The organism is Pseudomonadota bacterium (assembly GCA_030859565.1).
Classification (GTDB): Bacteria; Pseudomonadota; Gammaproteobacteria; order JACCXJ01; family JACCXJ01; genus USCg-Taylor.
The window spans coordinates 12,493-37,045 of sequence record JALZJW010000024.1; the positions used below are offsets into that span (position 1 = coordinate 12,493).

Annotated in this window: 20 protein-coding genes; 12 read left to right on the forward strand and 8 right to left on the reverse strand. The window is 58.9% G+C overall.

Annotated elements, in window-relative coordinates; translation table 11 throughout:
* The first annotated feature begins 214 nt into the window (after positions 1-214).
* Positions 215-475: a hypothetical protein gene (locus tag M3436_05525; protein MDQ3563605.1), complete on the forward strand. Its 261-nt coding sequence runs from the start codon at positions 215-217 to the stop codon at positions 473-475.
* Positions 476-746: 271 nt separating this feature from the next.
* Here the strand turns inward: M3436_05525 and M3436_05530 are convergent, their stop codons facing one another.
* Positions 747-1,319 carry a Uma2 family endonuclease gene (locus M3436_05530; GenBank protein ID MDQ3563606.1) on the reverse strand — a complete coding sequence of 191 codons (573 nt, stop codon included), beginning with the start codon at positions 1,317-1,319 and terminating at the stop codon, positions 747-749.
* Positions 1,320-1,475: 156 nt separating this feature from the next.
* A complete protein-coding gene (locus tag M3436_05535; GenBank protein MDQ3563607.1) occupies positions 1,476-2,498 on the reverse strand; it encodes a flippase-like domain-containing protein in 1,023 nt (340 codons plus the stop codon).
* A 365-nt stretch (positions 2,499-2,863) separates the two neighbouring features.
* Between M3436_05535 and M3436_05540 the strand changes: the two genes are divergently transcribed.
* The 5 genes from M3436_05540 to M3436_05560 all read left to right on the forward strand — a co-directional run bounded on the left by M3436_05540 (position 2,864) and on the right by M3436_05560 (position 8,384).
* Positions 2,864-3,556 carry a 2OG-Fe(II) oxygenase gene (locus M3436_05540; GenBank protein ID MDQ3563608.1) on the forward strand — a complete coding sequence of 231 codons (693 nt, stop codon included), beginning with the start codon at positions 2,864-2,866 and terminating at the stop codon, positions 3,554-3,556.
* 41 nt (positions 3,557-3,597) lie between these two features.
* The gene (locus tag M3436_05545) at positions 3,598-4,332 is read left to right on the forward strand and encodes a phosphocholine cytidylyltransferase family protein (protein MDQ3563609.1); all 735 of its coding nucleotides are present in this window, start codon (positions 3,598-3,600) and stop codon (positions 4,330-4,332) included.
* A gap of 2 nt (positions 4,333-4,334) precedes the next feature.
* Entirely contained in the window at positions 4,335-5,990 is a 1,656-nt protein-coding gene (gene aepX, locus M3436_05550; GenBank protein ID MDQ3563610.1) for a phosphoenolpyruvate mutase, read from the forward strand.
* Between the two features lie 7 nt (positions 5,991-5,997).
* Positions 5,998-7,149, forward strand: a complete 1,152-nt coding sequence (gene aepY, locus M3436_05555; protein ID MDQ3563611.1) for a phosphonopyruvate decarboxylase — start codon at positions 5,998-6,000, stop codon at positions 7,147-7,149.
* Between the two features lie 158 nt (positions 7,150-7,307).
* Positions 7,308-8,384: a 2-aminoethylphosphonate aminotransferase gene (locus tag M3436_05560; protein MDQ3563612.1), complete on the forward strand. Its 1,077-nt coding sequence runs from the start codon at positions 7,308-7,310 to the stop codon at positions 8,382-8,384.
* 17 nt (positions 8,385-8,401) lie between these two features.
* Here M3436_05560 and M3436_05565 read toward each other — a convergent pair whose 3' ends face one another.
* From M3436_05565 to M3436_05580, 4 genes are all read right to left on the reverse strand, one after another.
* Positions 8,402-8,557, reverse strand: a complete 156-nt coding sequence (locus M3436_05565) for a hypothetical protein (GenBank protein ID MDQ3563613.1) — start codon at positions 8,555-8,557, stop codon at positions 8,402-8,404.
* 1,088 nt (positions 8,558-9,645) lie between these two features.
* Positions 9,646-10,026, reverse strand: a complete 381-nt coding sequence (locus tag M3436_05570) for a hypothetical protein (protein MDQ3563614.1) — start codon at positions 10,024-10,026, stop codon at positions 9,646-9,648.
* 91 nt (positions 10,027-10,117) lie between these two features.
* Positions 10,118-13,474: a TonB-dependent receptor gene (locus M3436_05575; protein ID MDQ3563615.1), complete on the reverse strand. Its 3,357-nt coding sequence runs from the start codon at positions 13,472-13,474 to the stop codon at positions 10,118-10,120.
* Positions 13,475-13,678: 204 nt separating this feature from the next.
* Entirely contained in the window at positions 13,679-15,961 is a 2,283-nt protein-coding gene (locus M3436_05580; protein ID MDQ3563616.1) for an adenylate/guanylate cyclase domain-containing protein, read from the reverse strand.
* Between the two features lie 131 nt (positions 15,962-16,092).
* Here M3436_05580 and M3436_05585 point away from each other — a divergent pair, with 131 nt between their 5' ends.
* Positions 16,093-16,737 carry a Crp/Fnr family transcriptional regulator gene (locus M3436_05585; GenBank protein ID MDQ3563617.1) on the forward strand — a complete coding sequence of 215 codons (645 nt, stop codon included), beginning with the start codon at positions 16,093-16,095 and terminating at the stop codon, positions 16,735-16,737.
* 417 nt (positions 16,738-17,154) lie between these two features.
* Here M3436_05585 and M3436_05590 read toward each other — a convergent pair whose 3' ends face one another.
* Positions 17,155-17,670 (reverse strand): adenine phosphoribosyltransferase, encoded by a 516-nt coding sequence (locus M3436_05590; protein ID MDQ3563618.1) that lies wholly within the window; start codon positions 17,668-17,670, stop codon positions 17,155-17,157.
* Positions 17,671-17,740: 70 nt separating this feature from the next.
* Here M3436_05590 and nfi point away from each other — a divergent pair, with 70 nt between their 5' ends.
* The 3 genes from nfi (at position 17,741) to M3436_05605 (ending at position 21,718) form a co-directional block, all read left to right on the forward strand.
* Positions 17,741-18,388 (forward strand): deoxyribonuclease V, encoded by a 648-nt coding sequence (gene nfi / locus M3436_05595; GenBank protein MDQ3563619.1) that lies wholly within the window; start codon positions 17,741-17,743, stop codon positions 18,386-18,388.
* Between the two features lie 68 nt (positions 18,389-18,456).
* Entirely contained in the window at positions 18,457-19,143 is a 687-nt protein-coding gene (locus M3436_05600; protein ID MDQ3563620.1) for a protein-L-isoaspartate(D-aspartate) O-methyltransferase, read from the forward strand.
* 160 nt (positions 19,144-19,303) lie between these two features.
* A complete protein-coding gene (locus tag M3436_05605) occupies positions 19,304-21,718 on the forward strand; it encodes an SAM-dependent methyltransferase (GenBank protein MDQ3563621.1) in 2,415 nt (804 codons plus the stop codon).
* A 167-nt stretch (positions 21,719-21,885) separates the two neighbouring features.
* On the opposite strand, the gene M3436_05610 is transcribed toward M3436_05605, so the two are convergent.
* Positions 21,886-22,068 carry a DUF433 domain-containing protein gene (locus tag M3436_05610; GenBank protein MDQ3563622.1) on the reverse strand — a complete coding sequence of 61 codons (183 nt, stop codon included), beginning with the start codon at positions 22,066-22,068 and terminating at the stop codon, positions 21,886-21,888.
* Between the two features lie 430 nt (positions 22,069-22,498).
* Here M3436_05610 and M3436_05615 point away from each other — a divergent pair, with 430 nt between their 5' ends.
* Together M3436_05615 and M3436_05620 are read left to right on the forward strand one after the other, a co-directional pair.
* Entirely contained in the window at positions 22,499-23,950 is a 1,452-nt protein-coding gene (locus M3436_05615; protein ID MDQ3563623.1) for a hypothetical protein, read from the forward strand.
* Positions 23,951-24,088: 138 nt separating this feature from the next.
* A complete protein-coding gene (locus M3436_05620; GenBank protein MDQ3563624.1) occupies positions 24,089-24,250 on the forward strand; it encodes a hypothetical protein in 162 nt (53 codons plus the stop codon).
* Positions 24,251-24,553: the final 303 nt, after the last annotated feature.

The window sequence follows — 24,553 nt, forward strand, 5'->3', positions numbered from 1 at the left end:
CCCAGGCACCACAGCTTCGGAACTTTCAGCAGTAAGCATCGCGACATAACCACCGGCGGTCGCAGAAGCCCCCGTGCGCTGGATTATTCTCACTATGGTTTGGCGACGGAGAAGTCCTCGTGCTTTGGTTCGAGTGGGGGTTGGTATGGTCTGTATCGGGATCGCTTTCGCGACTCAGCTTCGCCTGGGATGTGCGCGAACATTGAGGTTTCGTTTGCTAGTTGCGGCGTTCGCGCTTAGCGAATGGGACGGCGCAGCGCCCGTGCGTGCGGCGATGGTGGACGATCCGCCGCGTTGGACGAGCCATCGAGCCAGCGCCCTCGGACAGTTCATACGGCTGCTCAGCCCTCATCCTACCTGGCTTGGGGGCGGCTGGGTCCCCGTGGCAACCCGCAAGGCGCGGAACCTCTTTGATGTGATCGCCCATTTGCAAAAGCGTGAAGGCGTTCATGTCGAGGTCCGCCTGGCCCGGTAGCCGGGGCGCTATGGTAGTTCGGGGTCAGAGCAAAAATTCTTGTTTATCCCCGGCTCGCTTCTCTCCTCCGCGGTCCCGGATTTCGTTTAGCTATGCGTAAGGCAAAAGCAGCTTCAATCTGTTTCTGGAAATAGTCAGCGCCAAACACCCGGTTCGTCTGGGTGGCTCGGCGGACAGCCTAAACCATTCCGGGTCGATGTGCATCCGAAACGATTCCCGGTCAGCGGCTTGCCTCTCAGCCGGTTCCCTGCCGCGGCAAGATTCTCCTCATCTATTGGACATCAAATACTTCATCCAACGCAGGAGTGAATCCAGGCAACAAAGGCGATAGCAATCGTTCGCCAAGCTTATATTGCCCAAGCGGGATCAATCCTCCGCTACCTATCCCGTACACCTCGATGTTCTTGGTTTGCGGGGAGACAATCCAGTACTCTTTAACGCCATGCCGCGCATAGAGAGCTTTCTTGTAACCGCGATCAAGCGACTCGGTCCTGGGTGACAATATTTCAACGACCAAATCGGGAGCACCTCGGATCTCGCCTTCCGCGATAATACCGAAGCGAGCCCGGCTTACAAAAAAAATGTCGGGCTGCGCGACTTCTCGCCGGGCACCTTCGCCGAACACGACGTCCATCGGCGCGTAAAACACCTTGCCGAGGTTATTCAAGCGCACAAACTGCGCGAGATCCAGAAAGAGGTTGCCGGCGACTTGTTGATGACTTGTCGTCGGTGAAGGAACCATCAAGAGGTCTCCGCCCAACAATTCATAGCGCTTATCCGTCGCGTTGGATAGGCACTTGTAGTCGTCATAGGAATACCTGATCGCAGGGTTTGGAGTACTCATCGGAGCGCACTCGCTATGGATTCCGTGTGATTTTACGACTGGCCTGGTCCTTTGGTCGAATCCTTTATCTAGTGGATCCCAGTTTGCGCCGGGCAGAATAGCTCTAACACCACACTTGCAGCGATTATGACGTAACCCTAGCGTTGCAACGGTGTGCTAGGGAAGCGGAGCCTCGGGAATAGAGTCCCGCTCTATCCGAGCGTTGGTCTCGCCAAAGGAATACAGCCACCAAAGGCCGATCCCGGCGCCGATCCAAACGATCTCGCGAACGCGCCGGATGACCGAGAGCGCGAAACCGAGGGTCGAATCGCCGGTTATCGCCGAGCAGGCCAGAATAATTGCACCTTCTTGGGCACCGATGCTCGCGGGGATAAACGAGGTCCCCGCGCGCACGAGTTGCGCCATCGCTTCGATGACCCACGCATCGACAAAAGAGATCGGGTAACCGAGAAATTGCATCAAGACATAAACCTCGACCACCCCGAGCAGCCAGTTGATAAACGCCAAGGCCAGCGCCCCCGCGAAACGGGCGCGGCGCTCGGTGTAAAAGCTCACGAGCCGATCTTCCACCTCGTGAATGACGCGCAAGGCCGCCTCTAACCGGTGGCTTAACGCCGATCCCCCGACTAAACGCCCTAGCCAGGAAGACAGACGAAAGCGTTGGACGAGGAAAAAAAGCGTGATGGCCGTCGCGAAACCGGCCAGGCCAATCCCGGCGACCGCTTTATAAGAGCTTTGTATATGCTCGGAGGGCATCAGGACCAAGAAGCCGAGGCTGAGAAAGAATACCAGCGAGATGAGAATGACGGTCTTTGCGAGGATCAAGGAGGCGCCCGATTCGCGATAGCTCACGCCATAGCGCGACTTTAACAGCATCGCCTTCACCGGCTCGCCGCCCATGGCGCCAAGCGGCGTAATGTTGTTTAAGGCCTCGCCTGTCATGCGCACGCAATAAAGCTGCTGCAACCAACGGAGATTGAGCGGGATGGTCTTAAAGGTGAGCTGCCAACCGGCGACATCGGCCAGAAACGTCACCGCGTAGAGTGCGATGACCAAACCGATACCCGCGCTTCCCACTTGCCGGATGTGCCGTAGGATTTCAACGGCATCCATGTCCCGCACGAGCAGGCCAAGCAGCACCAGGCCAAAAATTAAAAACAACGCTTTAAGCAAGGTCATGTGGTCACGTTCTGTTCGTCAATGTTCTTTAAAAGCGCTGCATGTACGATCTCGGGTAAGGGCACTGACCCGGAATCGAAGCGGCATTGCCGGATCCTTACCCGTAAAATGCAGGCGCAATGTGTCTATTATGCTACAAACTGTTCCTTATTGTGTAGTATTAATAATACGGCATATAATGTTGATCATTTCTTTTGTTGTTTCGGCGTGTCTTTACTTTTTTGAAGTTCGCGCACTCATAAACATAAGCACACAGGATTTCATAACCAGGGGAAACCAACGATGAATCCTCAGCGCGGCTGCTCCAGTACCATCCGTGCCTTCGTCGCGCCTCGGGAAATAGACCCTTAGCCGCGCGTGAAACTATGTTCGCCCGATTCGAGATCGATCAACTCAAGCAAAAGTTCGCCGCTCAGAATGAGTTTCTAGTCGTCGAAAACCTTCTCGGTCCCGAGACACTGCAACCCTTACTGGCGCGACTTCCGCAACTACGACCGTCGGTACACAGAAACTACCTCCCAAAACACAAGAAAGGCGGCAGCGTGAGCCGCTTTGTGTTGGACCGCATGGCGCCGGCTTTTGAAAGTTTATATACGCTGCCGGAGTTCACGCAGGGTTTGAGCTATATCACCGGACGATCGCTCTTACCTTGTCCCGGGGACGATCCTCACACCTACGCCTTATACTGCTACACGGAACCCGGCGACCATGTTGGATGGCATTACGACACGTCCTACTATCGGGGATTGCGTTATACGGTGTTGCTTGGGCTGGTCGATCGCTCCAGCAGCCGGTTGGAATACCAGCTCTATCGCGACGATCCAGAGCGTGAAACCGAATCTTTATCCTTGGCCTTGACGCCCGGGATGCTCGTTGTCTTTAATGGGGACAAACTGTACCATCGGGTAACTCCACTCGGTCGGGGAGAGGAGCGCATCGTACTCACCATGGAATACGTGACCGATGCGCGCATGTCTGCGACACGCCGGTTTATTTCCAACATGAAAGACGCGATCGCGTACTTTGGCTTTAGAGACGCCTTCCAAGGACGGCGTTAGCTCTCAGACCAGCGTTGCGCGGCAAGTCACCTACGCAACGCATGAAGGCAGTTGTGCTCGCCGCGGGCGCCGGCCGGCGCTTGGGCATAGACCACCCCAAATGCCTCTTGGCGTTTGGTTCCAAGACCTTACTTTGCCGCCATCTCGAGGCGCTAAGCGCTCATGGCATCCATGAAATCATTATCGCCGTCGGCTTCCGATCGGAGCTGATCGAAGAAGAAATCCTCTCGGCTGCCTCAAGCGCCCCGGTACGAACTGTTTATAATGCGCGCTACGAACGCGGAAGCGTTCTTAGCTTGTGGAGCGTAAGGCACGTGCTGCGCGAGGGTGAGGACGTTTTGCTGATGGATGCCGATGTGTTATATCGACCCGATCTGCTACAGCGCTTGATACATTCTGAGGTTCAAAATTGTTTTCTGATCGACCGCGCCTTCGAGCCTGGCGACGAACCGGTTAAGATCTGCGTGTGCGACGGCCGCCCGGTGGAGTTTCGTAAGCGGATCGCGGCCGGCGTGGCTTATGATTTTTGCGGTGAGTCCGTTGGATTCTTCCGTTTTTCCGGGTCCGTCGCGGCACGTCTGGCCGAGCGTGCGGATTTTTATTACAGCGCCGGTTTACACGCCGAACCGTATGAAGAAGCCATTCGCGATCTGGTCCTGGAAACCCCAGAGGCGTTCGGATTCGAAGATGTGAGCGGCGTGCCTTGGATCGAAATCGATTTCCCCGAGGACGTGTGCCGCGCGGAGCGCGAGATCCTGCCGCGTTTGGTGGATTAAACATGATTAATCCGGAGTCCGTCTCACTCAAGCCCTCGAAAAGCGCGCAACTGCGCCGGATGCTCGATTCACCGCGCCTCGAATTCATTATGGAGGCCCACAATGGGATCAGCGCCCGCATCGTGGAAGAGGCCGGGTTTCATGGGATCTGGGCCAGCGGGCTGTCGCTCTCGGCGCAATTCGGGGTGCGCGATAACAACGAGGCAAGCTGGACCCAAGTGGTCGAAATGCTCGAGTTCATGTCCGATGTCACCAGGATCCCAATATTACTGGACGGAGACACAGGTTACGGAAATTTTAACAACCTGCGGCGCTTGGTTAAAAAGATCGAGCAACGCGGAATCGCGGGAGTGTGTATCGAGGACAAGCTGTTCCCGAAAACGAACAGCTTTATCGCGGGAGAACGGCAAAACCTCGCCGACATCGAGGAGTTCTGCGGCAAGATCAAGGCCGGTAAAGACAGCCAGAGCGATCGGGATTTTTGCATTGTGGCCAGGGTCGAGGCTCTGATCGCCGGCTGGGACCTGAGAGAAGCGCTGCTGCGCGCCGAGGCGTATCGGGCGGCCGGGGCCGACGCTATCTTAATCCACAGCAAGCTGTCGCGTCCCGATCAAATCCTCGCGTTCGCAGCGGAATGGGCGGGCCGCGCGCCTCTCGTTATCGTGCCCACGAAGTATTACAGCACCCCGACCGATGTCTATCGCCAGGCCGGGATCAGTCTGGTGATCTGGGCTAATCACATGCTACGCGCGGCGGTAGCGGCGATGCAAAGCGCCGCCTGTGCCATTCATGAGACCGACACGCCGGTCTATGTCGAGGATCGGATAGCGCCGGTAGAGGAAATCTTTCGCTTGCAAGGGGCGGATGAGCTCTCGGCGGCGGAGCGGCGCTACGCCGTTTCCGGCCGTTCGCGAACGCGTGCGGTCATCTTGGCGGCGACGCGCGGGGAGGCGCTCTACGGTCTGACTGCGACCCGGCCCAAGGTCATGTTGCCGATTGGCGGAAAACCGATCCTGCGGCGGCTCGTCGAAGAGCTCAAAAAGCAGGCGGTAAACGAGATCACCGTCGTGGCCGGGTACCGCGCCGAAGCGATAGACACGGTTGGGATTAGTCTCGTCCTGAACCCCGACTACCAGGACTCCGGCGAGCTTGCCTCGCTCAGCCGTGCCGAATCCTGTTTCGGTGACGACGCGGTGATCCTCTACGGAGATCTTTTGTTCCGAAACTATATCCTGCGCGATGTCTTGGACAGTGACGCCGACATCGTGGCGGTGGTCGATTCCGCGGATGCGCATGTCTCGGTCGGCGGCGCTTCCGATTACGCCTATTGCACCCAGCCCGATTCACGCTCCCTCATGAGCGAGGACGCGTACCTAAAGCGGATCACCGCTGATCCGGCCTCCGGCGCCGGGCTGCCCTCGGGACGTTGGATCGGCATGTGGCGGGCCCAAGGCGAGGGCTGCCGGGCGGTTAAGAAAGGGCTCGCGGATCTGCGCGCGCGCGCCGACTTTTCACGTTTGAATACGCCCGATCTCCTCAATCACTTGGTCAGCTCGGGGCATAAGGTCCGCGTGCTGTATATCCATGGCCACTGGCTGGATGTGAACACGCTCGATGATCTCGATAGGGCCGGTTCGTTCGCCGAGGGACGGCACTGATCCCATCATGATAGCGGCGCAGGATTTCGTCGATGTGGCCCGTGCGGCCGGCTATACTTCGTACGCGGGCGTGCCGTGTTCGTTTCTGACCCCGTTTATCAACTTTGTCATCAACGACAAACGTCTGCGCTATATCTCCTCGGCCAACGAAGGCGACGCCGTGGCGACCGCGAGCGGGGCTGCCGTCGGCGGGCAACGTTCGACCGTGATGATCCAAAACTCGGGCCTGGGCAACACCGTGAGCCCGCTGACCTCGCTGAATTATGTTTTCCGCATCCCGCTGCTGTTGATTTGTACGCACCGCGGCGCCCCGGATCTGAGGGACGAACCGCAACACGAGCTGATGGGGCGGATCACCGGTTCGGTGTTGGAAACGATGGAGATCCCCTGGGAACCGTTTCCCATCGAGTCAGGCGCGATCCGAGCGGCGTTGGATCGCGCGCGCGCCTTCATCGAGTGCGAGGAACGGCCCTACGCCTTCGTCATGCGCGGAGGGACGGTCGCTGCCCACGCCTTGGATCCAGAGCGACGACCGCCGCGTGCGACCGCACCGGGAAAGCATGTCGAGATGGTGAAAGAGCAACCCCGGCCGAGCCGGAGCGAGGTCTTGCACCGCGTTCTTGAATGCACACCCGTCGAAGGCACGGTCATCATTGCCACCACGGGCTATACAGGACGCGAGCTGTATGCGCTCGCGGACCGTCCGAACCAGCTTTACATGGTGGGTTCGATGGGGTGCGCCTCCTCGTTCGGGCTGGGCGTCGCGCTCGCGCGGCCCGACCTTCGGGTGGTCATTCTAGACGGGGATGGCGCGGCGCTCATGCGCATGGGCAATCTCGCTACCATCGGAGCCTATGGGGGCCCTAATCTCATTCATATCGTGCTCGACAACGAAGTGCACGATTCGACCGGCGCCCAAGCCACGGTGTCGGCCGGCGTCTCTTTCGCAAAGATCGCCCAGGCGTGCGGTTACGGGAGTAGCTTCGCGGGCGATCAGACCGATGTCATCGAGGCATTGTTCGATGCGGTCCCGGAAGGCAAGCCGCTCTTTTGCCATGTCAAGATCCGCACCGGCGCCCTGCCCGTCTTACCGCGTCCAGCCGCCGCTCCGTCCGAGGTTGTGAGACGGCTCATGTCACATATCGGTTCGCGCTTTTAGGGAAGCTCTGCAAAAGTGTCGCGAGCAAGCCCAGATGCGCGAAGCCGCGAAGCGAGTCGCGAGACATATCAGGTAGATAGGCGAGCGACGAGCGAGCACGCGACAAAGCAGATGGGCTGCGCAGTAATTTTTGCAGAGCTTCCCTAGCCGGGGGCCCGATGATCCTTCTAAACCCCGGGCCCGTCAATCTTAGCGAGCGCGTGCGCCAGGCCTTGCTGCGGCCGGATCTCTGTCACCGGGAACCGGAGTTTACCGCGCTTCAACAAAGCATCCGTACGCAGCTACTCGGCGTGTACGGCCTGCCCCTCGATCATTGGGCGGCCGTGTTGCTGACCAGCTCGGGAACCGCCGCGGTCGAGGCGATGATGAGTACTCTGATTAAAGATACAGATAGCGTGCTCATACTCGAAAATGGTGTCTACGGGGAGCGGCTCACAGCGATCGCGCGCATCCACGGGCTACACCATGTGCGTCTGCACCACGCCTGGGACCGAGGGATCGATCTCGACGCGGTGCGGGCTTGCCTTGATCAAAACCGGAGGTTTCACTACGTCGCGCTCGTACACCACGAAACCACAACCGGCCGCCTCAATTCGATCGCCGAGCTGGCTGAAATCTGCAAGGCGCGAGGCGTTCAGCTCTTGATGGACGGCGTGAGCAGCTTCGGGGCCGAGCACCTCGATTTCATGCGCTGGAACGTCGCGGCCTGTGCAGCCACCGCCAATAAATGTTTGCACGGCGTGCCGGGGGTATCGTTCGTCATCGTGCAGCGCAAGTTGCTCCCGCCTTCCGATCAAACGCCGCGGAGTCTTTATCTCGATCTCCTCCAGTATTGCGAAGCGCAAGACGCCGGCAGTACGCCGTTTACGCAAACCGTGCAGGGCTTCTACGCCCTCGACGAGGCGCTATCGGAGCTGGATGAAGAAGGAGGATGGCGGGCGCGCCAGCGGCGTTACCGAGAACACATCACGCGCGTTCGCGAGGGTCTCGCCGCGATAGGGATCCGGCCGCTGCTACCGGCGGCGGTATGCTCCGTAGTTTTAAATTCTTTCCATTTGCCCGAAGGGATGGAGTACCTCGCGCTCCACGACCGGCTGAAGCAGCATGGATTCGTGATTTACGCGGGGCAGGCGGCGTTTGCCAAGGTCTTGTTCCGGGTGTCCACGATGGGCGCCATCAGCGCCGATGACGTGCAGCGCTTTATCGCCGCCATCGGTAACATCGTGCGCCGTTGAGCCCAGCGCCTAAGCGCTTACAGGGCTATTAGGCTTGGGGCGCTGACCTTCACCAGCCCGCTGGCGTGCCGGCGGACAAATTCCAGGAGACCTTCCTTGGTCAGTCCCGCGTCCGCCAGCATCTCCTCTCTCGTACCGTGCTGGATCAGCCGGTCGGGCAAGCCGTAATGCACGATGGCGTATGCCGGCCTTGGTTGCAGTTCCGGGTCAGAGTACAAACTACTTGAAATGTGAGAGCCCAAACGCAGATTCAGTCTAACAGAATGAGCAAAGAGACTTGCGCATGGCCCATCTACCACGACTTTCTTTACCCTCGATCCCTGAGCCACGTCATCCAGCGGGGGCAATAGTCGCCAAGCCTCTTTCTACGCAGACGAGGATTGCCGGCTCTAGCTGGAGTGCCTGGACGATGCCGCCCGAAAACACCGAGTCGCAGTACACGCCTACGTGCTGATGACCCATCATGTCCGTTGGTTGATGCCGCTGACATCGGCGGCAGGGACGAGTCGAGTTATGCAGACGGTCGGCCACCTCTTCCCACCGAATCTCGTTGACTTTCTGTGCACGATAGTTACGCTTCTTCATGGCGAGAATACCTCCTGCGTTATGGGTTGCTGGGCTATTGCCATCCCATATTCTGGGGGTTCTCGCCTCTTTGTTATAGCTGACTACTCGGGCTGGGGTTCCTAATCAGGATCACCAGCGAGAATAAACCGCCTCTTCGGAAGACGTGAGGTGACGCATAAGATCTTTGGCGTCGGTTCGGCCAGCCGAGCGCCGATGCCGACGCTGTAGGGCGGCCCGAAGCTACGAACCCTAACACCTCGCGTACATACGTGATGTTGGGGCACACGGTGCCTTTAATCTCGGTACCACCCCCTGCGGCAACGTCGTGCTGATACGGTTTTGCATGTCTCAAACCATTCTCCGTCGATCTCTACGGACTTGCAGCATCGGGTGTTATCGATACGCTCCGACTCTATAATATTGACGTTGGTGACAGATCGAATTCGAAATAGATCCCGAAATATCTCACAAGGGGTGCTTCCAGACGGATAAGGATCGGATGTCGGAGTACATGGGATAAGCGGTAATGGTTCTTTTGTTTCCACATCTATCAATACAACCCGTCCGTCATCCGTCTTCGTAATTGCTGTAGTATCACCGTTGCGTTCACCGGACTGGTGAGCACATCCAAAAAACGATAATGGTGAGCATAACACCAGCATCAACATAAGGTTTTTGTTCATAGTATTTCTCACTAATCTTTGTACCAACCCTTAGAACAACGTCCGCTAACGGTTTTACAGGTTTCAAAATATTCACCGTCCATTTCGACCGTTTTGCAACACCGCGTATTATCCGGCCGCATCGAATTCGTAACGAAAATCGTTTTTCGTTTGACCTCCATAAACAAATTCTTGTAGATCTCGCATTGATCGGGGCCAGGTTTGGTTGTACAAGGCTCAAACTTAACAGCTTCTTTCGTTTCCGGATCAACGAGATGCAACTCTTTATCTGCGTTCCAAAGGATTCCGGTGCTGTTGGTTATGTCATATCTTCCTGAACCGCTAGGATCCCCGCAACCGAGGCAAGCTAATGCGAAACCTAATATCAGTCCCCATCTCAACAAGATGCTCATGGCTTAACCTCCTCTAACCAGCGATTTAACTCGCAAGCATAATAACTGCACCTGGCGTGACCCGTTTTAACTGTTGTATTCGCACGTAATTTCAATACGCCAAAGTAAATTGGGTAAAGATTACCCGATCAGGCTGAAACAGAGGCAGCGTGGGCTCGTTACTAGAAAACTGCGTATCCTGAAACCTAAATTCTTCGTCCAACAAATTCTTGATCCCAAATGTCACCAACCCCCAGCGTTTCGGCAAGCGGTAGCCTAGCGCCAGATCCAGGACCCAAAAATCCTCGTTTCCACTAATACTGTTGGCTCGCTCCGGTTCTAACTCTACGCTTGCGGCACGCGTCTCGGTCAATTCGACGTCTTGATTGACGTAGGTCGCCGTAAGACCGCCGAAAAGTCCCGTCGGATCGAAATAGCGGATTGAAAACGGCGCTCGATGGCTGGTGAAGTCAGTGAAATCGAGTTTTTGCGAATCCGGTATCAAGTCGCGATCAAAATCTTCTAGAAAATATTCTGCGCTGATGGCAATTCGATCGGTTGGCAGCAAGTAAATGTATGCGCGATGCAATTGTTCTTTACGTTTCTCGAAATCAATAACTGTTTCCCCTTGGCGAGAAAGTGTTAAGGGGCGCTCTAGGTCTCGCCACGAGACCTCAAGACCGGCGTACAGTCGCTTGTTGAACTCGTGGTCGATGCCTATCCCATAGCGGCCCGTTTTCGATCCATCGGTATCATCAAAAAACTGATTAAAACCGGCCACATGGGTTGGCTCGACGGTTTGATTCGAAGCAAATGGTCTCTTGACTGTTGTAAACCAAGCAGCTCTTAGCGTGGTCGATCTCGACGGCTGCCACCAGATGCCTACTTTGGGATTGATGCGGTTGAGATCGAGTAAGTCCTGAGCTAACCCATCGAATGCATCGTAAGAAACCCCTAGCGTCGCAATAAGATTGTCGAAAAGCGCAAGATAAGAATACAAATAAGCATTCGTATGTTGGGCATCCACTCCGATGGCGCTATTCCCAATCGTTCGAGAGCGGTCCTGGTCGAAATGACCAAGGCCCGCGACCGAATTATAACGGTGGCCGCGCCGCTGGTATTGGCCCTCTAAGCTATACGCCCCGGTGGCCGTAAAAATATCGAGGTCAGAAGATAGCTTATCGTTTTCATTATCTCGGTAGATCACCGAGGCGATAAAATCATCCCGATTGCTCAGGGAATGGTGAAGTCCGAACCGCGCTGTATCGCGACGGATCTCATTACGTTCGGTTTCGTCTATGGTTTCAGGATCGTCAAGGCTTTGTACGAGAACCCCCGAGAATATCTCTTGGTGTCTAAGTTCGACCTGCAAGTTGGTACGGGGCGTTATGGCTACCTGGCCGAAGGCACTGTAGATATTGTTGTCGACATCATTATTAGTACGGTAGCCATCGGTCTCGTAATGGAACTGGCCGACGCTTAAAGAATACCGATTAATGAGACCGGCAACGGTCAGCTCATCGCCTATTGTCCGATGTCCCCCCGCAATACCGGAAAAGTGAGCTGTCCAGCGGTTGCGCGTGAATAGGGGATTGAACTCATTGAAGGACGGCTCGGCCGGCCCCGCCCCATCTTGAAATTGTAACGCGGTTTCGGCCAGCTGCGGCTGCAACGGTGTCAAGTTAACGGGTTGCAAGAGCTGCGATTGCAATAGCTCGCTAACCCGGGCGATATCGTGACGTTGCAAACGCGCGTAGGTATCAGCTAGCAATCGATGTCCAGAGTAATCCCCTGGGTCCCTGTTGACCGATTCCCACGCTTCTAGTCGCCCGAGCTGCTCAAACCCAAGATCGCGGTAGATCCGCCCCAGGCTCGCGCTTCGCGCTGCGAGGTCCTGGTCAAGCAAGAACTTGGATCGGTATACCGCCCGATTATCATTGCGCTCGATGGCCGCTTCGAGATCATGCAGCGCCTCGACCGGCCGGTTGGTCGTCTGCTTTTGGATGGCATCGTAGAACCAAGGGGTGGGGTCCTTGGGATCGAGGAGCTTGGCCTGCTCGAATTCGGTTGAGGCCAGGGCTCCGCGCTTCTGCTCGTAGTAGGCCTTGCCCAAGTAGCTTCGAACCAGCGAGTTGTTGGGGTCGAGGGAAGCAGCAGTCTCGATTTCCTTGGTGCCGGCATCGACATCCCCATCGCGGATCTTGGCGAGGCCCAGGCCCAGGCGCGGCAGGGGATCGGCGGGGTCGAGCACGAGGGCGCGCTCGAAGGCGGTCTTGGCGCGATCCACCTCGATGCGGGTTAGGTAGGCAAATCCCAGCACGCTCTGGGTGCGGGAGAGCCCCGGATCGAGTTGCTCGGCCTTGCGCGCGGACTCCAGAGCGGCGTCGAGATCTCCCAGCGAAAGCTCGAGCTCGGCGAGCCGGGCCCAGACCAGCGCATCTTCGGGCGCCAGCTCGGCGGCCTTCTGGAGGCTCTCGTGCGCCTTCTCGATCTCGAAGGCCGACTGCTCGGCATAGGAGCGGGCGACATAAGGAGTCGCCGAGCCCGGGGCCAGCCGCACGGCCTCCGCGGCGAGCTTGAGGGCTTCCTCTTGCTCGTTCCGCACCACGGCGATGACCGAGCGCAGGGCGTAGGCAGTACCGTTCTTGGGGTCGAGCCGCTGGGCGGACGTAAGGTCTCCCTCCGCCTCGGGGACGCGGCCGACCGAGAGCAGGAGTCCCGCCCGCAGGGTGTAATAGCGGGCATCGCGCGCACCCTCCGGCACCCCATCGAGCGCCGCGAAGGCCGCAGGGAAATCGTTTTGGCGATAGCCCAGGACGGCCGGGCGCAGGACCTCCGGGTAGGTCTCCGGACGGCTGTCGAGAAGCGGCGGATAGTAGAGGGCCCATTCGACGGCCTGGCGAGGCTTGACCACGATGCGCCGCTCCGGGGCGCGGCCGGGCGCGGCGGCGGCCGCCTCTCCGCTCGCGATCAGCAACTGCCCGAGCGCGTTACTGAAGCGCACCCGCCCCTCGTAGACCCAAAGCGCGGCTTCCGCCTTTCCGACTTGCAGCGCAAACTCGGTGCCTTCGATGCCCGCATTCACGAAGGGTGTGCGGATATTCAGCGCGCGCGGCACTCGGCTGATGATATGCACCGCCCCGCGCAGAAACTCGAGCCAAGCGGGCTTCTCCGGTGCGACCGCCTGCAGCGTCAGGACACTCCCCTCATCGAGATGCAACAGCGTCTCATTCGGGAGCTGAAGCACCGCGCGGCTCTTGGCCATCAGACGCACCTGCTGCCCGCCGCACAGAACTTGATTGAGCTGAACATCCTGCCAGTTTGCCCGAGCACTCTCACTGACCTCCACATCCCCCTGTATCGAGATCACGCTAGCCGCGGCGGGCTCGCAGGACTGAGCACGCACTCCCGAGGAGTAGGACAATACGATCCCCCCAACCGCCAAAAGCACTCCCCATCGTCCCCCCATCGTCGTGATCCGAAGCCCCCTCGAATGAACGACCGGTTAGCGTAACCCACCATCGTGTCGGCAGGGATGTCGACTCGATCGATCACAAAAGCTCAAAAGACACGCCGCGCGTGTCGGCCAGGCGGGTAACGGGCCGCGCCCTGCCCCGCCTATTTTTAGTCCCCACCGTGAGCATAGTACACATCCCTTGAGTACGCCAGCATTCTAAAGGCGCACACATCCGGTCCACGGTGGCTCCGGAGGAACGGTCTCGAATTGCCGGCAAAGATCGAGATAAAACCGCGCCGGCCCATCGTCTCCGAATTCCTTCAGTAAGCTCTCGAAGATCTGTTGTGCCTGGTCGAAGTCCTGAAGCTTGAACGCCGTGAGCGCCGCGTTGAAGTACCGATGCTTATGCTCGGTCGATCCCAGGGTTGAAATCTCGGGATCGACAATCTCGCACAGGACTACCGGGCGGCTCGTTCCGGGAAGGTAGAAGGAACCGATCTCGCGGGTGAGGAGGCCTTCGATCCCCGAGGTCACGTCGCAAGAGGCAAGAATACGGGTCCCCAAGCTCTTGCTTGCCCGCTCGATGCGTTCGGTCTTATTCACGACTTCCCCGACGGCGCGGTACTCGAATCTCCCGCGCGCGCCAACATTGCCGAGCACGAGTTCGCCGCAATGGATGCCGACCCGCGTCGGCAGGCAGTGCGGATCGGCGGGAGCGAGGGCACGAATGATTTCCAGGGCGGCATCGCATGCGGCGCGCTTGGCTTTGGGTTCGGGCGCCGCGGTCGGCCACACCGCCAACATGGCATCGCCAATCACGTCGGATACCCAACCCTCATGCTTCTTAACCGCATCGAATAGCGGTTCGTAATAGCCGTTCAGCAGGGAGCGCAACGGCACCGCCTTCATGGTCTCCGACAATAGAGTGAACTGGCCGGCGTCCGAATGGATGCAGACGCCATACATGATCTGGCCGCTTGAGAGGATCTCGGGAGTAGTCCGCGCGATGCTTTCCACGACCTGACGCGGGAGGTGAACGCGCAAGCCGTCTTCGAGCCGGGCCAACTCGTGCTCGTTGCGCGCGCGCTCGCGCCGCTCCTCCAGATACCCGCGCAGGAGTGCGATGGCCGCGGCCAGCGGTGTTTGAATAGCGATCGGAACCGCGAGCGGCAGCCACAGGCCATAGTGGGCAAAGGCGAGGTAAGCCGCGCTGCTGTATGCGGTGCTCAGCGCGAGGATCCCGCACATGGCTAATCCGGTCGAGGCTGTCGTGGCCAAGCGCCCTAGGAGTGCCGCCCACAGAGCCACGATGCACAGATGCCACAGCATCGGCAAGGGGCGGAGGCTACGCCGCTCCAATAGGTTGGCGAAGGCGGTGGCCCCGATCTCGACGCCGCTGAAATTTCCGTAGACGGTGGGAAACCGATCCATCACGCTGCCGTGCCGCAGGTCGGAAAAACCGACGAAGACAGCCTTCTCGCGCAGACTCGACAAGCGTCCCGCGGGGAACGCGTCGCAACCCCCCTGTATGATGCATTGATAGGGGAGGGTGGTCACGGTGCCCGGCGGACCGTAATAGTCTATGTGGCGTGCCTCGAGCGTGCGCACGGCGCCGATAAGCGCTAGGAGCACCGCGCGGGACTCTTGATCGAAGGAAGCCCTGTTAGTTAACTCGTCGTTCAGTTCGTCGGCTAGCTCGGGATCGCGGGCGAACCGAGTGTACAACTGCTCAGCCAACGTCGCGAGGCGTCTGACCTCCACGGGCTGTCCGGAGATCTCGCGCACCAAGGCTGCCAGCGTTTCCAGGTACGGTTTGGAATACACGAGCAAGGCAGCCAAGGGAAAGGTCGGCAAGTTTTCGCCCGCGGGATCCCGGAGCAGCAACTGATCGAGATCGCGTCCGTCGGGTAGCAAAAACGGTACGACCATCGCCGCGGCGTCCGCGAGAGGCGGGATGGGGAGCCGCGATCGGCGTTCGGTGATCTCGATGGAGCCCGGCAAGAGCGCGCGCGACCGCGCCGGGATCAGGTATTCGATCAGGACTACGTTCCCGGCGTCCTTAATCGCCCGCGCAAACTCGCGGTCTCCGCGCGCATCGCGCGCCTTGTTGAAATGAAAATCAAAGCCAACAACTCCCGGCCGGGCTGCTTCCAGCCGCCGCAGGAGTTGCGCGTGTAATGCCCGCGACCATTCACCGAGAACGTCGGGAAAGTCGGGTTCGTCGAGGGTCGTCTGATCGATCAACACAATGACGACCTCCCGAGGGGGCTCGCGAACCCCGCGCAGGCCGTACAGGATCCTTAAACCCGCCGCGCTTTCAAGATCGGTCTGCGTCCCGCCAATCCAGGGTGCGCCGGTCGCTAAAACGCCCAGGAGCGCGGTAACGATCCCGGCGATGAGGGGTTTATTGAGTCCGGACGACAGCGGTTGCCGGCCGGTCTGTAATGGCCGTGCCGGGGCCGGCGGCCGGACGGCTGGGTGTGTTTCGGTCAGCGGCATACGCCACGGGTTCCTAGAACGCCACTCGTTATAGTATAGTAGTTCTGCGTTAACACCTTGAAACCCACTAGGTTAGGGCAATAATATCAACAAAAAGCTAGCCTCGATTCGCCGCGGGGGACACTAAAGTTATGGCAAGTGATTTCACCTGGTTTCCTAAGCTGGTCCGAGCCGACTTGGAGTTCCTCGCCAAATGCGGCACCACTAAGCGCTATAAGAGTAAGACCGTGCTCATCACCGAGGGGGAACCGAGCCACGAGCTGTATATCGTGGAAAGCGGTCTGGTGCGCGTTTACACCAGCGAGCAAAGCGGTAAAGAGGTCACCTTGATTTTTCTTGGGCCCTGGGAGTGCTTCGGAGAGCTCGGATTGCTCGATGACGCACCCCGTTCGGCCTCGGTGGCGACGGTGGAGACCTCCACGCTCGTTGTGGTGTCGAAACCGGCTTTCTTGAATTGTCTGTCGAAGCATCCTGAGATCTCGATCAAGCTTTTGCAAGCCTTGGTGCAGCGGGTCAGGTTTTTGACGGAACGAGTGCGAGACATCGCCTTGCTCGACGTCTACGGCAGAATCGCCCGCTCGCTCATGAGCCTGGCGACGGAGCGAGACGGCCAGTGGGTGATCGAACAACGCATGACCCAGCAGGACCTGGCAAGCATGGTCGGTTGCGCGCGCGAGATGGTCGCTCGCGTGATGAAGGACTTGACCACCGGCGGTTACGTGGAGGTCAAGGGTAAACATATCACCATCAAAAGAAGACTCCCGGATCGATGGTAGAACGAGGCGGCGATCACGACCGCCTACGCCGGTAAACCGAGCCCCGCGCGTAATCGTGTGGTGCCATGCACGAAGCATGTTCGTCCTCCTCGCTCATGGGGACAATATTTCTATTTGGGCCGGGCATGCCCGGACACGCGAACCGGCTATGGCATCACGGCTACGGGCGTATTAAATCAGGGAAGCTTCGAGAATACTGTGAGAAATTCACGTTTTGAAGGGCATCGCATTCGATGCAGGACGGGCGATCGCAGCCGTGTTTAAGTGCTTCTAAGGAAGCTCTGCAAAAGTGTTATGAGCACGCCCAGATGCGCGAAGCCGCGGAGCGAGTCAGGAGACATATCAGGGAGATAGGCGAGTGACGAGCGAGCACGCGACAATGCAGATGGGCGGCGCAGTAGCTTTTGCAGAGCTTCCTTAATAATGTACGAGAGTATGCACGCGATACTCGGCCAACTGCGCGCGGCCGCCGAGCGCATCGAGCTCGACGACGAAGGCGCAGCCCGCGACCTCGGCGCCCAGCTTCTTGATAAGCAGACAGCTCGCCGCCGCCGTACCCCCGGTGGCGATGAGATCATCGATCAACAACACCCGGTCGTTCGGGGTGAGCGCGTCTACATGCACTTCGAGCCCGGCCGATCCGTACTCGAGGTCATAATCGGTTCGCGCCACGTTATAAGGAAGCTTGCCGGGTTTGCGCAAGGGGACAAACCCGACTCCGAGCTCCCAGGCGACCAGGCTGCCGAAGATGAATCCGCGCGCTTCCATTCCGACCACGGCCGTGAGGCGTTCGCCGAGGAAGGGGTGGAGGAGTTGGTGCACCGTCAGCCGCAGAGTTGCGGGGTCCTTGACCAGCGGGGTAATGTCTTTGAATTGGATCCCGGGCTTGGGAAAGTCCGGGATATTGCGGATCTTGGCTTTGAGTCTATCCATAGCCGGGAGGATTATCTTTTACGCCATCATAATGATATTTTTTATCCCCGGCCAGACGAAGATCTTTGCCATGCACCGGTGGGATGTCAGCCCGAAAGAAGCCGTCGCAATCCAGAGAGAGTTATGCGCACAGGTGGTGCGCCGCGATCGCCTGGGTGCGGTTCAGCGGGTCGCCGGGATCGATGTTGGTTTCAAGGAGCGCGGGGCGGTGGCACGCGCGGCGGTCGTGATCCTAGGCTACCCGGATCTCACGCTGGTCGAGCAGGTTGTGATCGAGCGCCCGGCCGAGTTTCCCTATGTGCCGGGTCTACTCTCATTTCGCGAAGTGCCGGTGGTGCTGGAGGCGCTGGACCGGCTCGCCCGAGGACCCGACCTGCTGCTCTGTGATGCTCAGGGCTATGCCCATCCGCGCCGTTTCGGCCTGGCCTCGCATTTGGGCGTCCTCACCGATACGCCATCGATTGGAGTTGCCAAGAGGCGGCTGATCGGCGAGCATGCGCCGGTGCCCGCTCAGATGGGGGCGTGGACGACGTTGCGCGATCGGGACGAGATCATCGGCGCCGCGCTGCGCACACGAACGGGGGTGAAACCGCTCTATGTCTCCGTGGGCCATCGGGTGTGCCTCGAAACAGCGCTTCGCTTCGTGATGTCATGCGTTACAAAATACCGTTTACCGGAGACGACACGTTGGGCCCACCGGATCGCCTCCGGCCCGTGAGGCGCGCTATTCCTCGGCGCGCGTATCGCCTCGGACGGGCGGCGCTGTTCGCGCTCGGCATCCTCGTCATGGCGGCACGCGGAGCGGTGGCCGGGGAGGCGGATGAGTATGGCCCGGCGCGGCTGCGGATGGTCGATACGATCGAGGACGAGTTTCGCTGGACCGCTAGCATGGTCGGGCCACTCGACTCCGCCGTGGCCGAGATCATGCGCAAGGTACCGCGGCATCGCTTCGTGCCCGACGACTACCAAGCGCGCGCTTACCTCAACCAGCCCCTTCCCATCGGCTACGGACAGACGATCTCGCAACCGTACATCGTCGCCTTGATGACCGGTCTCCTCGAGGTGGAATCCGCCGCCGCGGTGCTGGAGATCGGCACAGGATCGGGCTATCAGGCCGCGGTGCTGGCGGAGTTGGTCAAGGAAGTCTACACGATCGAGATCATCGATCCCTTGGGGAAGCTGGCCCGAGAGCGTCTGCGGCGCTTGGGCAAGCACAACGTGCACACGCGCATCGGCGATGGGTACTTCGGGTGGGAGGAACACGCCCCCTTTGACGGGATCATGGTCACCGCCGCCGGAGATCATATACCTCCGCCGCTGGTCAGACAGCTCAAGCCCGGCGGCAAGCTGGTCATGCCGGTCGGCGGCTTTTTGACCCAGTACTTGATATTGGTGGAGAAGGCGGCCGACGGCAGCGTCACCACCCGTCAGCTACTCCCGGTGCGTTTCGTCCCCTTAACCGGGGATCACTGAGAGCTTGTGAATAAATCTACTGCGCAGCCCGCCCGCATCGTTGCGCGGTGCTCGGAATCCTCATGTATTTCCATATACACTGCGGTTCCTGCGCGCCGTGCGCCTCGCGGGCGGGCGTGCTCGCTACGATTTCTTCACAAGCTCTGAGCGGGCCGCGGTGATGGATGAGACCCAACCTTCGCGCGGGTTCCTGTTCACCGTGTTCCTGATCTCCGGAACATCCTTAGCTTACCAGGTCCTATCGATACGACTCCTTTCCATCGTCTCCTGGCATCATCTCGCGTACATGGTGATGAGCCTTGCGCTTCTCGGGTACGGTGTGAGCGGGACCTTTATTTTGCTCGCGTCGCGTCTTATTGAGCGGGCGCCGGAACTTGCCTACGTCATCAACGCGGTCCTCTTCGGCATCAGCTCCGTCGGGTGTTTTTTGGCTGCCCAGACGCTGCTCGTCAACCCCGCGCAGATGCTTTGGGAAGGACAACAGGTCGTGCGACTGGCGACCATGTATTTGTTGCTGTCATTACCCTTCTTTTTTGCATCGAATTGCATCGCGATCGCGATCGTGCGTCATAAGCGCCACCTGCACCGCGTCTACGCCGTGGACCTCTTTGGGGCCGGCCTCGGGGCCTTGGGAGTCGTGCTGGTGTTGCATGCCTTATCGCCGGGCGCGACCCTGAAGCTCTTGGGATGCGTCGCTCTAATCGCAGCGGCCCTGGCGTGGTCGGCTCTGGGGTGCCGGCCGCGCAGCGTGAGCGCATACCTGGCGCTCTGCGCACTGCTGGCGCCCCTCGCCCTGTCGCAACCCTGGGCGGATTTGCGGCCGCAGGAATACAAGGGTTTGCAACAGGCCTTGAAGGTCGTCGGGACCCGCATCGTGACTGAACGCTCGGGGCCGCTGGGTTTATTACAGGTGCTTGAAAGCCCGAAAGTCCCGTTTCGTATTGCGCCCGGACTGAGCCTTAACACCCCGGCGCTTCCGCCCGAGCAACTCGCGCTGTTCACGGACGCCGACGCCATGACGGCGATCACGCGCTTCGACGGTGACTTGAGGCCGCTTGCTTTCCTAGCCTATATGCCGAGCGCCGCGCCCTACCGGTTGCGCAAGAACCCGCGGGTCTTGATCTTGGGGGCGGGCGGCGGCCTGGAGGTGCTGCAAGCGCTTTACCATCGGGCGCGCCGAATCGACGCGGTCGAGCAGAATTCGCAGGTCATCGGCTTGGTGCGCGACCACTACCGTGACTACACCGGGGCGCTGTATGCGCGCGATCCCGTCCACATCCACGTCGCGGAAGCGCGCGGGTATATTGCAACCGCCGCGGAGTCATTCGATATCATCCAGATCGCGTTGCTGGAGGCATTCAATACCTCCGCGTCGGGTCTCTACGCGCTCAATGAGAGCTATCTCTACACCGTCGAGGCGTTTCGGCAAACGCTTAGAAACCTCGCCCCCGACGGGGCGCTGGCCGTGACCCGGTGGGTGAAGGTGCCGCCCCGCGATGAGCTCAAGCTCTTTGCCACGGCCGTCGCGGCCTTGCGCGCCGAGGGGGTCGAGCACCCGGCGCGCCAGCTTGCGTGGCTCCGGGGTTGGAGAACCTCGACCTTGCTCGTCAAGAACGGGAAGTTTCGCCAGGCTGAGCTGCGTGAGCTGCGCGAGTTCTGCCGCACGCGCTCCTTCGATCTGGCTTACCTTCCGGGGATGAAAGCGCACGAGGCGAATCGCTATAACTTGCTCCCCGAACCGTATTTTTTCACCGGGGCCGAGGCCTTACTTGGAGACGATGCCGATGTCTTTACTCATCGTTACAAGTTCGATATCAAACCCGCAACCGATGATCGGCCGTATTTCTTTCAGTGGTTCAAGTGGCCCGTTCTCAAGGAGGCTTTCGAGTCGCGGGGCGCGGGGGGCTACGCGCTCTTGGACCTCGGTTACCTCATGTTGCTGGCCACACTGATTCAGGCGCTGGTCTTAAGCGTGCTATTAGTACTGCTCCCGCTGCGTTTCATTAGCCGGCGCGGGCCTTCGGGACCAAGGGCGTTAAAGGTCAAGTCGGCGTGCTATTTTTTTGCTGTCGGGCTCGGCTTCATGCTGATCGAAGTGGGCTTCTTCCAACGTTTCGTGCTTTACTTGTCTCATCCGCTGTACGCGATGTCGGTGATGCTGACGGGATTCCTGGTCTTCGCCGGGGCTGGGAGCATGACCTTAGCGCGGCAAGCCACGCCGCAAGCGGCCGTAAAGCGGGCCGTCACCGCGATCGTCGTAATTACCTTGATCTACCAAGCCATGTTGCCGATGCTCTTTGCGGCCACGCTCGCCTGGAACGATGCGGCCAAGATCGCGATCACGCTCATGGTAATCGCGCCGTTGGCTTATTTTATGGGCCGGCCTTACCCGGCCGCCTTGCAGACTATCTCCGAGCGCGCGCCGCTCTTGATTCCCTGGGCTTGGGGCATCAACGGCTGTGCGTCGGTGTTGGGCGCGGTGCTGGCCATGGTGATCTCTATGGATTTCGGGCTGAGCGCGGTGGTTTATTTGGCGGCGCTACTGTATCTACTCGCGGCCACCTTGCGGCCGTAGTCGTAATGGATGGCTCGGCCGCAAGCGGCTTATGCCGAGCTTCGACCGTCATCCAGATCATCCCAGCCCATCTCAGGGGCTGTTTGAACTTCGTGCACCGGCAATTCCCTGGCAAGGCGTTTCGGTACGCAACCATCCAGGAGAATTCGCACACCAAGTGCCGTAAGTTACGCAGCTACTGCCCTGGCAAGAAGCGCAGACTTCGCAAGTTCCAGCACGGCAATAGCGTGCTCGCGGGAGACGCTCGGAAAGTCTGCTAAGAAATCATCCAAAGAATCCCCCGCTTCGAGGTAATCAACGAGAGTCGGTACAGGCACTCTTGTTCCCGCGAAAACAGGTGTCCCGCTCAGCCAAAGTCATGAACTCATAATTGGCGCCTCAACGACATTGCTCCCAGAGCTAAACCACCTGCGCTATTGATCCCTGTAATAGCAGCCAGCGAGCCCTTTTAACCACTTGCGAAGTCGCTGATCTACTACAAAAGTCTAGGCGGCCGCTGGCCTGGCGTTTCTCTATATTTTAATTACTTTTATTTAAATCAACGGCTTAAACAAATTGGTAGGGTGATTGCCCTATAGGGTCTGTGCTGAGCAACCCTTATTCAATGCGGAGGTAAGCGTGGCCTCGTATTCAGCCTCGCCCATTCGACGGTAAAGTCATCAAATAGAGTAGAGATGTCGCGCGCACCATGCAGCATACGTAGGAGTTCGACTATCCGGGAGTTCGCGATTGATGAGGACGTACTTGTAGGCGCTCAATTTCTTTGAAGGAGAAAAACACATGAAGAACTTCGTGAGGTGCATATCCGATGTGCATAGTCTCTTGCCATGGGTGCTTTCCACTGCCATGGTGGGAATCGTAACTATTGCGCAGCCGGCTGTCGCCGGTGGCTCGATAAGCGTAGATCCCCGCCGGTCCCTCGTGGTAACGGAACAAACCATCTTGGCACGCTTTCCGTTCGAGCGCGTATTGGAGCAGTTAGTAATGCAGAGTGGGGTTCCATGGCTCACCTCCTTGGAGCTATTTCACCAATGGTGGGATACGCAGAATTCAGGTCCTGGGCTCGGCCTTGGACCCCATTGTGACAATACAGTCGATGCGGGAACACCGGTCATCAATGACTTCCCTTATACGTGCCGACCCGCACCCGCTGAGGGGGTCCAGGCAACCACGAATCCATTTGCAGATCCCGACAATAACCCCGACGCCTACCTTCCCGTGGGACTGTTCAATCGCTTCGATTTAGCGCCCAGCGATGGCTCCCACTGCGGTGAGTACCGCATCGTCTATGCCAAGCGCTCCGGGATCGCCAACCCACTGGCACGGAACCTGGTTATCTTTGAGGCCGCTTTGCTCAATCCCCATCCTAATCAGGGGCTCAAGGGGTGCAAGAAGATCGTGGCTTTCTGGGCTAGGCTAACGCGGATGGACGCAATCAATCAACGTGCCGATGAACTGGAAGACTTCTACTTCGATGGCATTCCCGGTGTACCCCCTGTGGTCCACGTGTATCACTACGGCGGCAATGCCAACGGCTTTGGCCAGGTGCGGACGAACCAGTTCATGCAGGAGGCGGCTTCTTCCAAGGTCTGGAACCTCCGCGAATTCAAGCTCCGTCGGACCTGTTCAGGCCGCAGCTGCACGGCGATGCAGTTCATTCCCGTCACGGACAAGTCGAATCCCTTCGGACCGCTGGTTAGTCCCACGTCCACACACGCCAAGGCGCCCGACTTCCAGACCTTCTTCCCAACTCAAGTGCGAGATTTAGCGGCGATGGACCTTGCTGGCATCGGAATGGAGGTGCCAGATAAGTTCAACACTGGGCAAAGCCTGGCGTCGGGAAGCACGGAGAACAACTACGTGACTCTATTCGGCACTGACCCGAACCCACTTAGTACAGCAATCCAGGATCAGCTAACGGCCATCGGCAGTTCCCTGACACCGGACCATGTTATCCGTCGGGCACAGGCCTTAGCCTGCGCGGGTTGCCATCGGCTGAACAACAGCATGGACATTGGCGGGGGACTGACCTGGCCGCCTTCGCTGGGATTTACACACGTTAGCGAACGCGATACGGAGACCGTCGACGGGCAAGTTAGGTTCGTCATCTCCGATGCACTCGTGAATGCATTTCTGCCGCATCGGAAAACGATCATGGAAAATTACCTGAACGACAAGCTGAAGAAACCCAAGAAGCCGAAGGATCCGATCGGCAGAAAGCGAGTTCATTAACCTGCCTCTTTTTTCCGAAGGACCACGATGCGGCCTAATAGGTCTTTAATGGCCGGGATGCAGGCCGTTGTCGTGGCGAGGATAGTAGTCGCGGGGACGTAGTCGTTTTGGGGACGGTAATGATATTCCCTGACCGCATTGAACGCACTGCCGGCGTTGATCGCGGACGCGTGCCTTGCCGAGACGCCTTGGGACAAGGTTTCGGAACATGCGGCGGCGATCGAAGAGCAGATGATCGCGGGGTTTCGGGCGGCGCCGATATGCTTGGTGCATCGACGGGGGGCGCATGGCCCGAGGTAGTCAAACGATGAGGACAGTGGGATTCTTCCAACGCTTCGTGCTTTACTTGTCTCATCCGCTGTACGCGATGTCGGTGGTGCTGACGGGATTCCTGGTCTTCGCCGGGCTGGGAGCATGACGTTAGCGCGGCAAGCCACGCCGCAAGCGGCCGTAAAGCGGGCCGTCACCGCGATCGTCGTAAATCTACCAAGCCATGTTGCCGATGCTCTTTGCGGCCACGCTCGCCTGGAACGATGCGGCCAAGATCGCGATCACGCTCATGGTAATCGCGCCGTTGGCTTATTTTATGGGCCGGCCGGCGAT

Bases quoted from the DNA above. Each gene is read 5' to 3' on its own strand.
- M3436_05530 (MDQ3563606.1), bottom strand. From the start codon at position 1,319: ATGAGTACTCCAAACCCTGCGATCAGGTATTCCTATGACGACTACAAG.
- M3436_05535 (MDQ3563607.1), bottom strand. From the start codon at position 2,498: ATGACCTTGCTTAAAGCGTTGTTTTTAATTTTTGGCCTGGTGCTGCTT.
- M3436_05540 (MDQ3563608.1), top strand. From the start codon at position 2,864: ATGTTCGCCCGATTCGAGATCGATCAACTCAAGCAAAAGTTCGCCGCT.
- M3436_05545 (MDQ3563609.1), top strand. From the start codon at position 3,598: ATGAAGGCAGTTGTGCTCGCCGCGGGCGCCGGCCGGCGCTTGGGCATA.
- aepX (MDQ3563610.1), top strand. From the start codon at position 4,335: ATGATTAATCCGGAGTCCGTCTCACTCAAGCCCTCGAAAAGCGCGCAA.
- aepY (MDQ3563611.1), top strand. From the start codon at position 5,998: ATGATAGCGGCGCAGGATTTCGTCGATGTGGCCCGTGCGGCCGGCTAT.
- M3436_05560 (MDQ3563612.1), top strand. From the start codon at position 7,308: ATGATCCTTCTAAACCCCGGGCCCGTCAATCTTAGCGAGCGCGTGCGC.
- M3436_05570 (MDQ3563614.1), bottom strand. From the start codon at position 10,026: ATGAGCATCTTGTTGAGATGGGGACTGATATTAGGTTTCGCATTAGCT.
- M3436_05575 (MDQ3563615.1), bottom strand. From the start codon at position 13,474: ATGGGGGGACGATGGGGAGTGCTTTTGGCGGTTGGGGGGATCGTATTG.
- M3436_05580 (MDQ3563616.1), bottom strand. From the start codon at position 15,961: ATGCCGCTGACCGAAACACACCCAGCCGTCCGGCCGCCGGCCCCGGCA.
- M3436_05585 (MDQ3563617.1), top strand. From the start codon at position 16,093: ATGGCAAGTGATTTCACCTGGTTTCCTAAGCTGGTCCGAGCCGACTTG.
- M3436_05590 (MDQ3563618.1), bottom strand. From the start codon at position 17,670: ATGGATAGACTCAAAGCCAAGATCCGCAATATCCCGGACTTTCCCAAG.
- nfi (MDQ3563619.1), top strand. From the start codon at position 17,741: ATGCACCGGTGGGATGTCAGCCCGAAAGAAGCCGTCGCAATCCAGAGA.
- M3436_05600 (MDQ3563620.1), top strand. From the start codon at position 18,457: ATGGCGGCACGCGGAGCGGTGGCCGGGGAGGCGGATGAGTATGGCCCG.
- M3436_05605 (MDQ3563621.1), top strand. From the start codon at position 19,304: ATGGATGAGACCCAACCTTCGCGCGGGTTCCTGTTCACCGTGTTCCTG.
- M3436_05615 (MDQ3563623.1), top strand. From the start codon at position 22,499: ATGAAGAACTTCGTGAGGTGCATATCCGATGTGCATAGTCTCTTGCCA.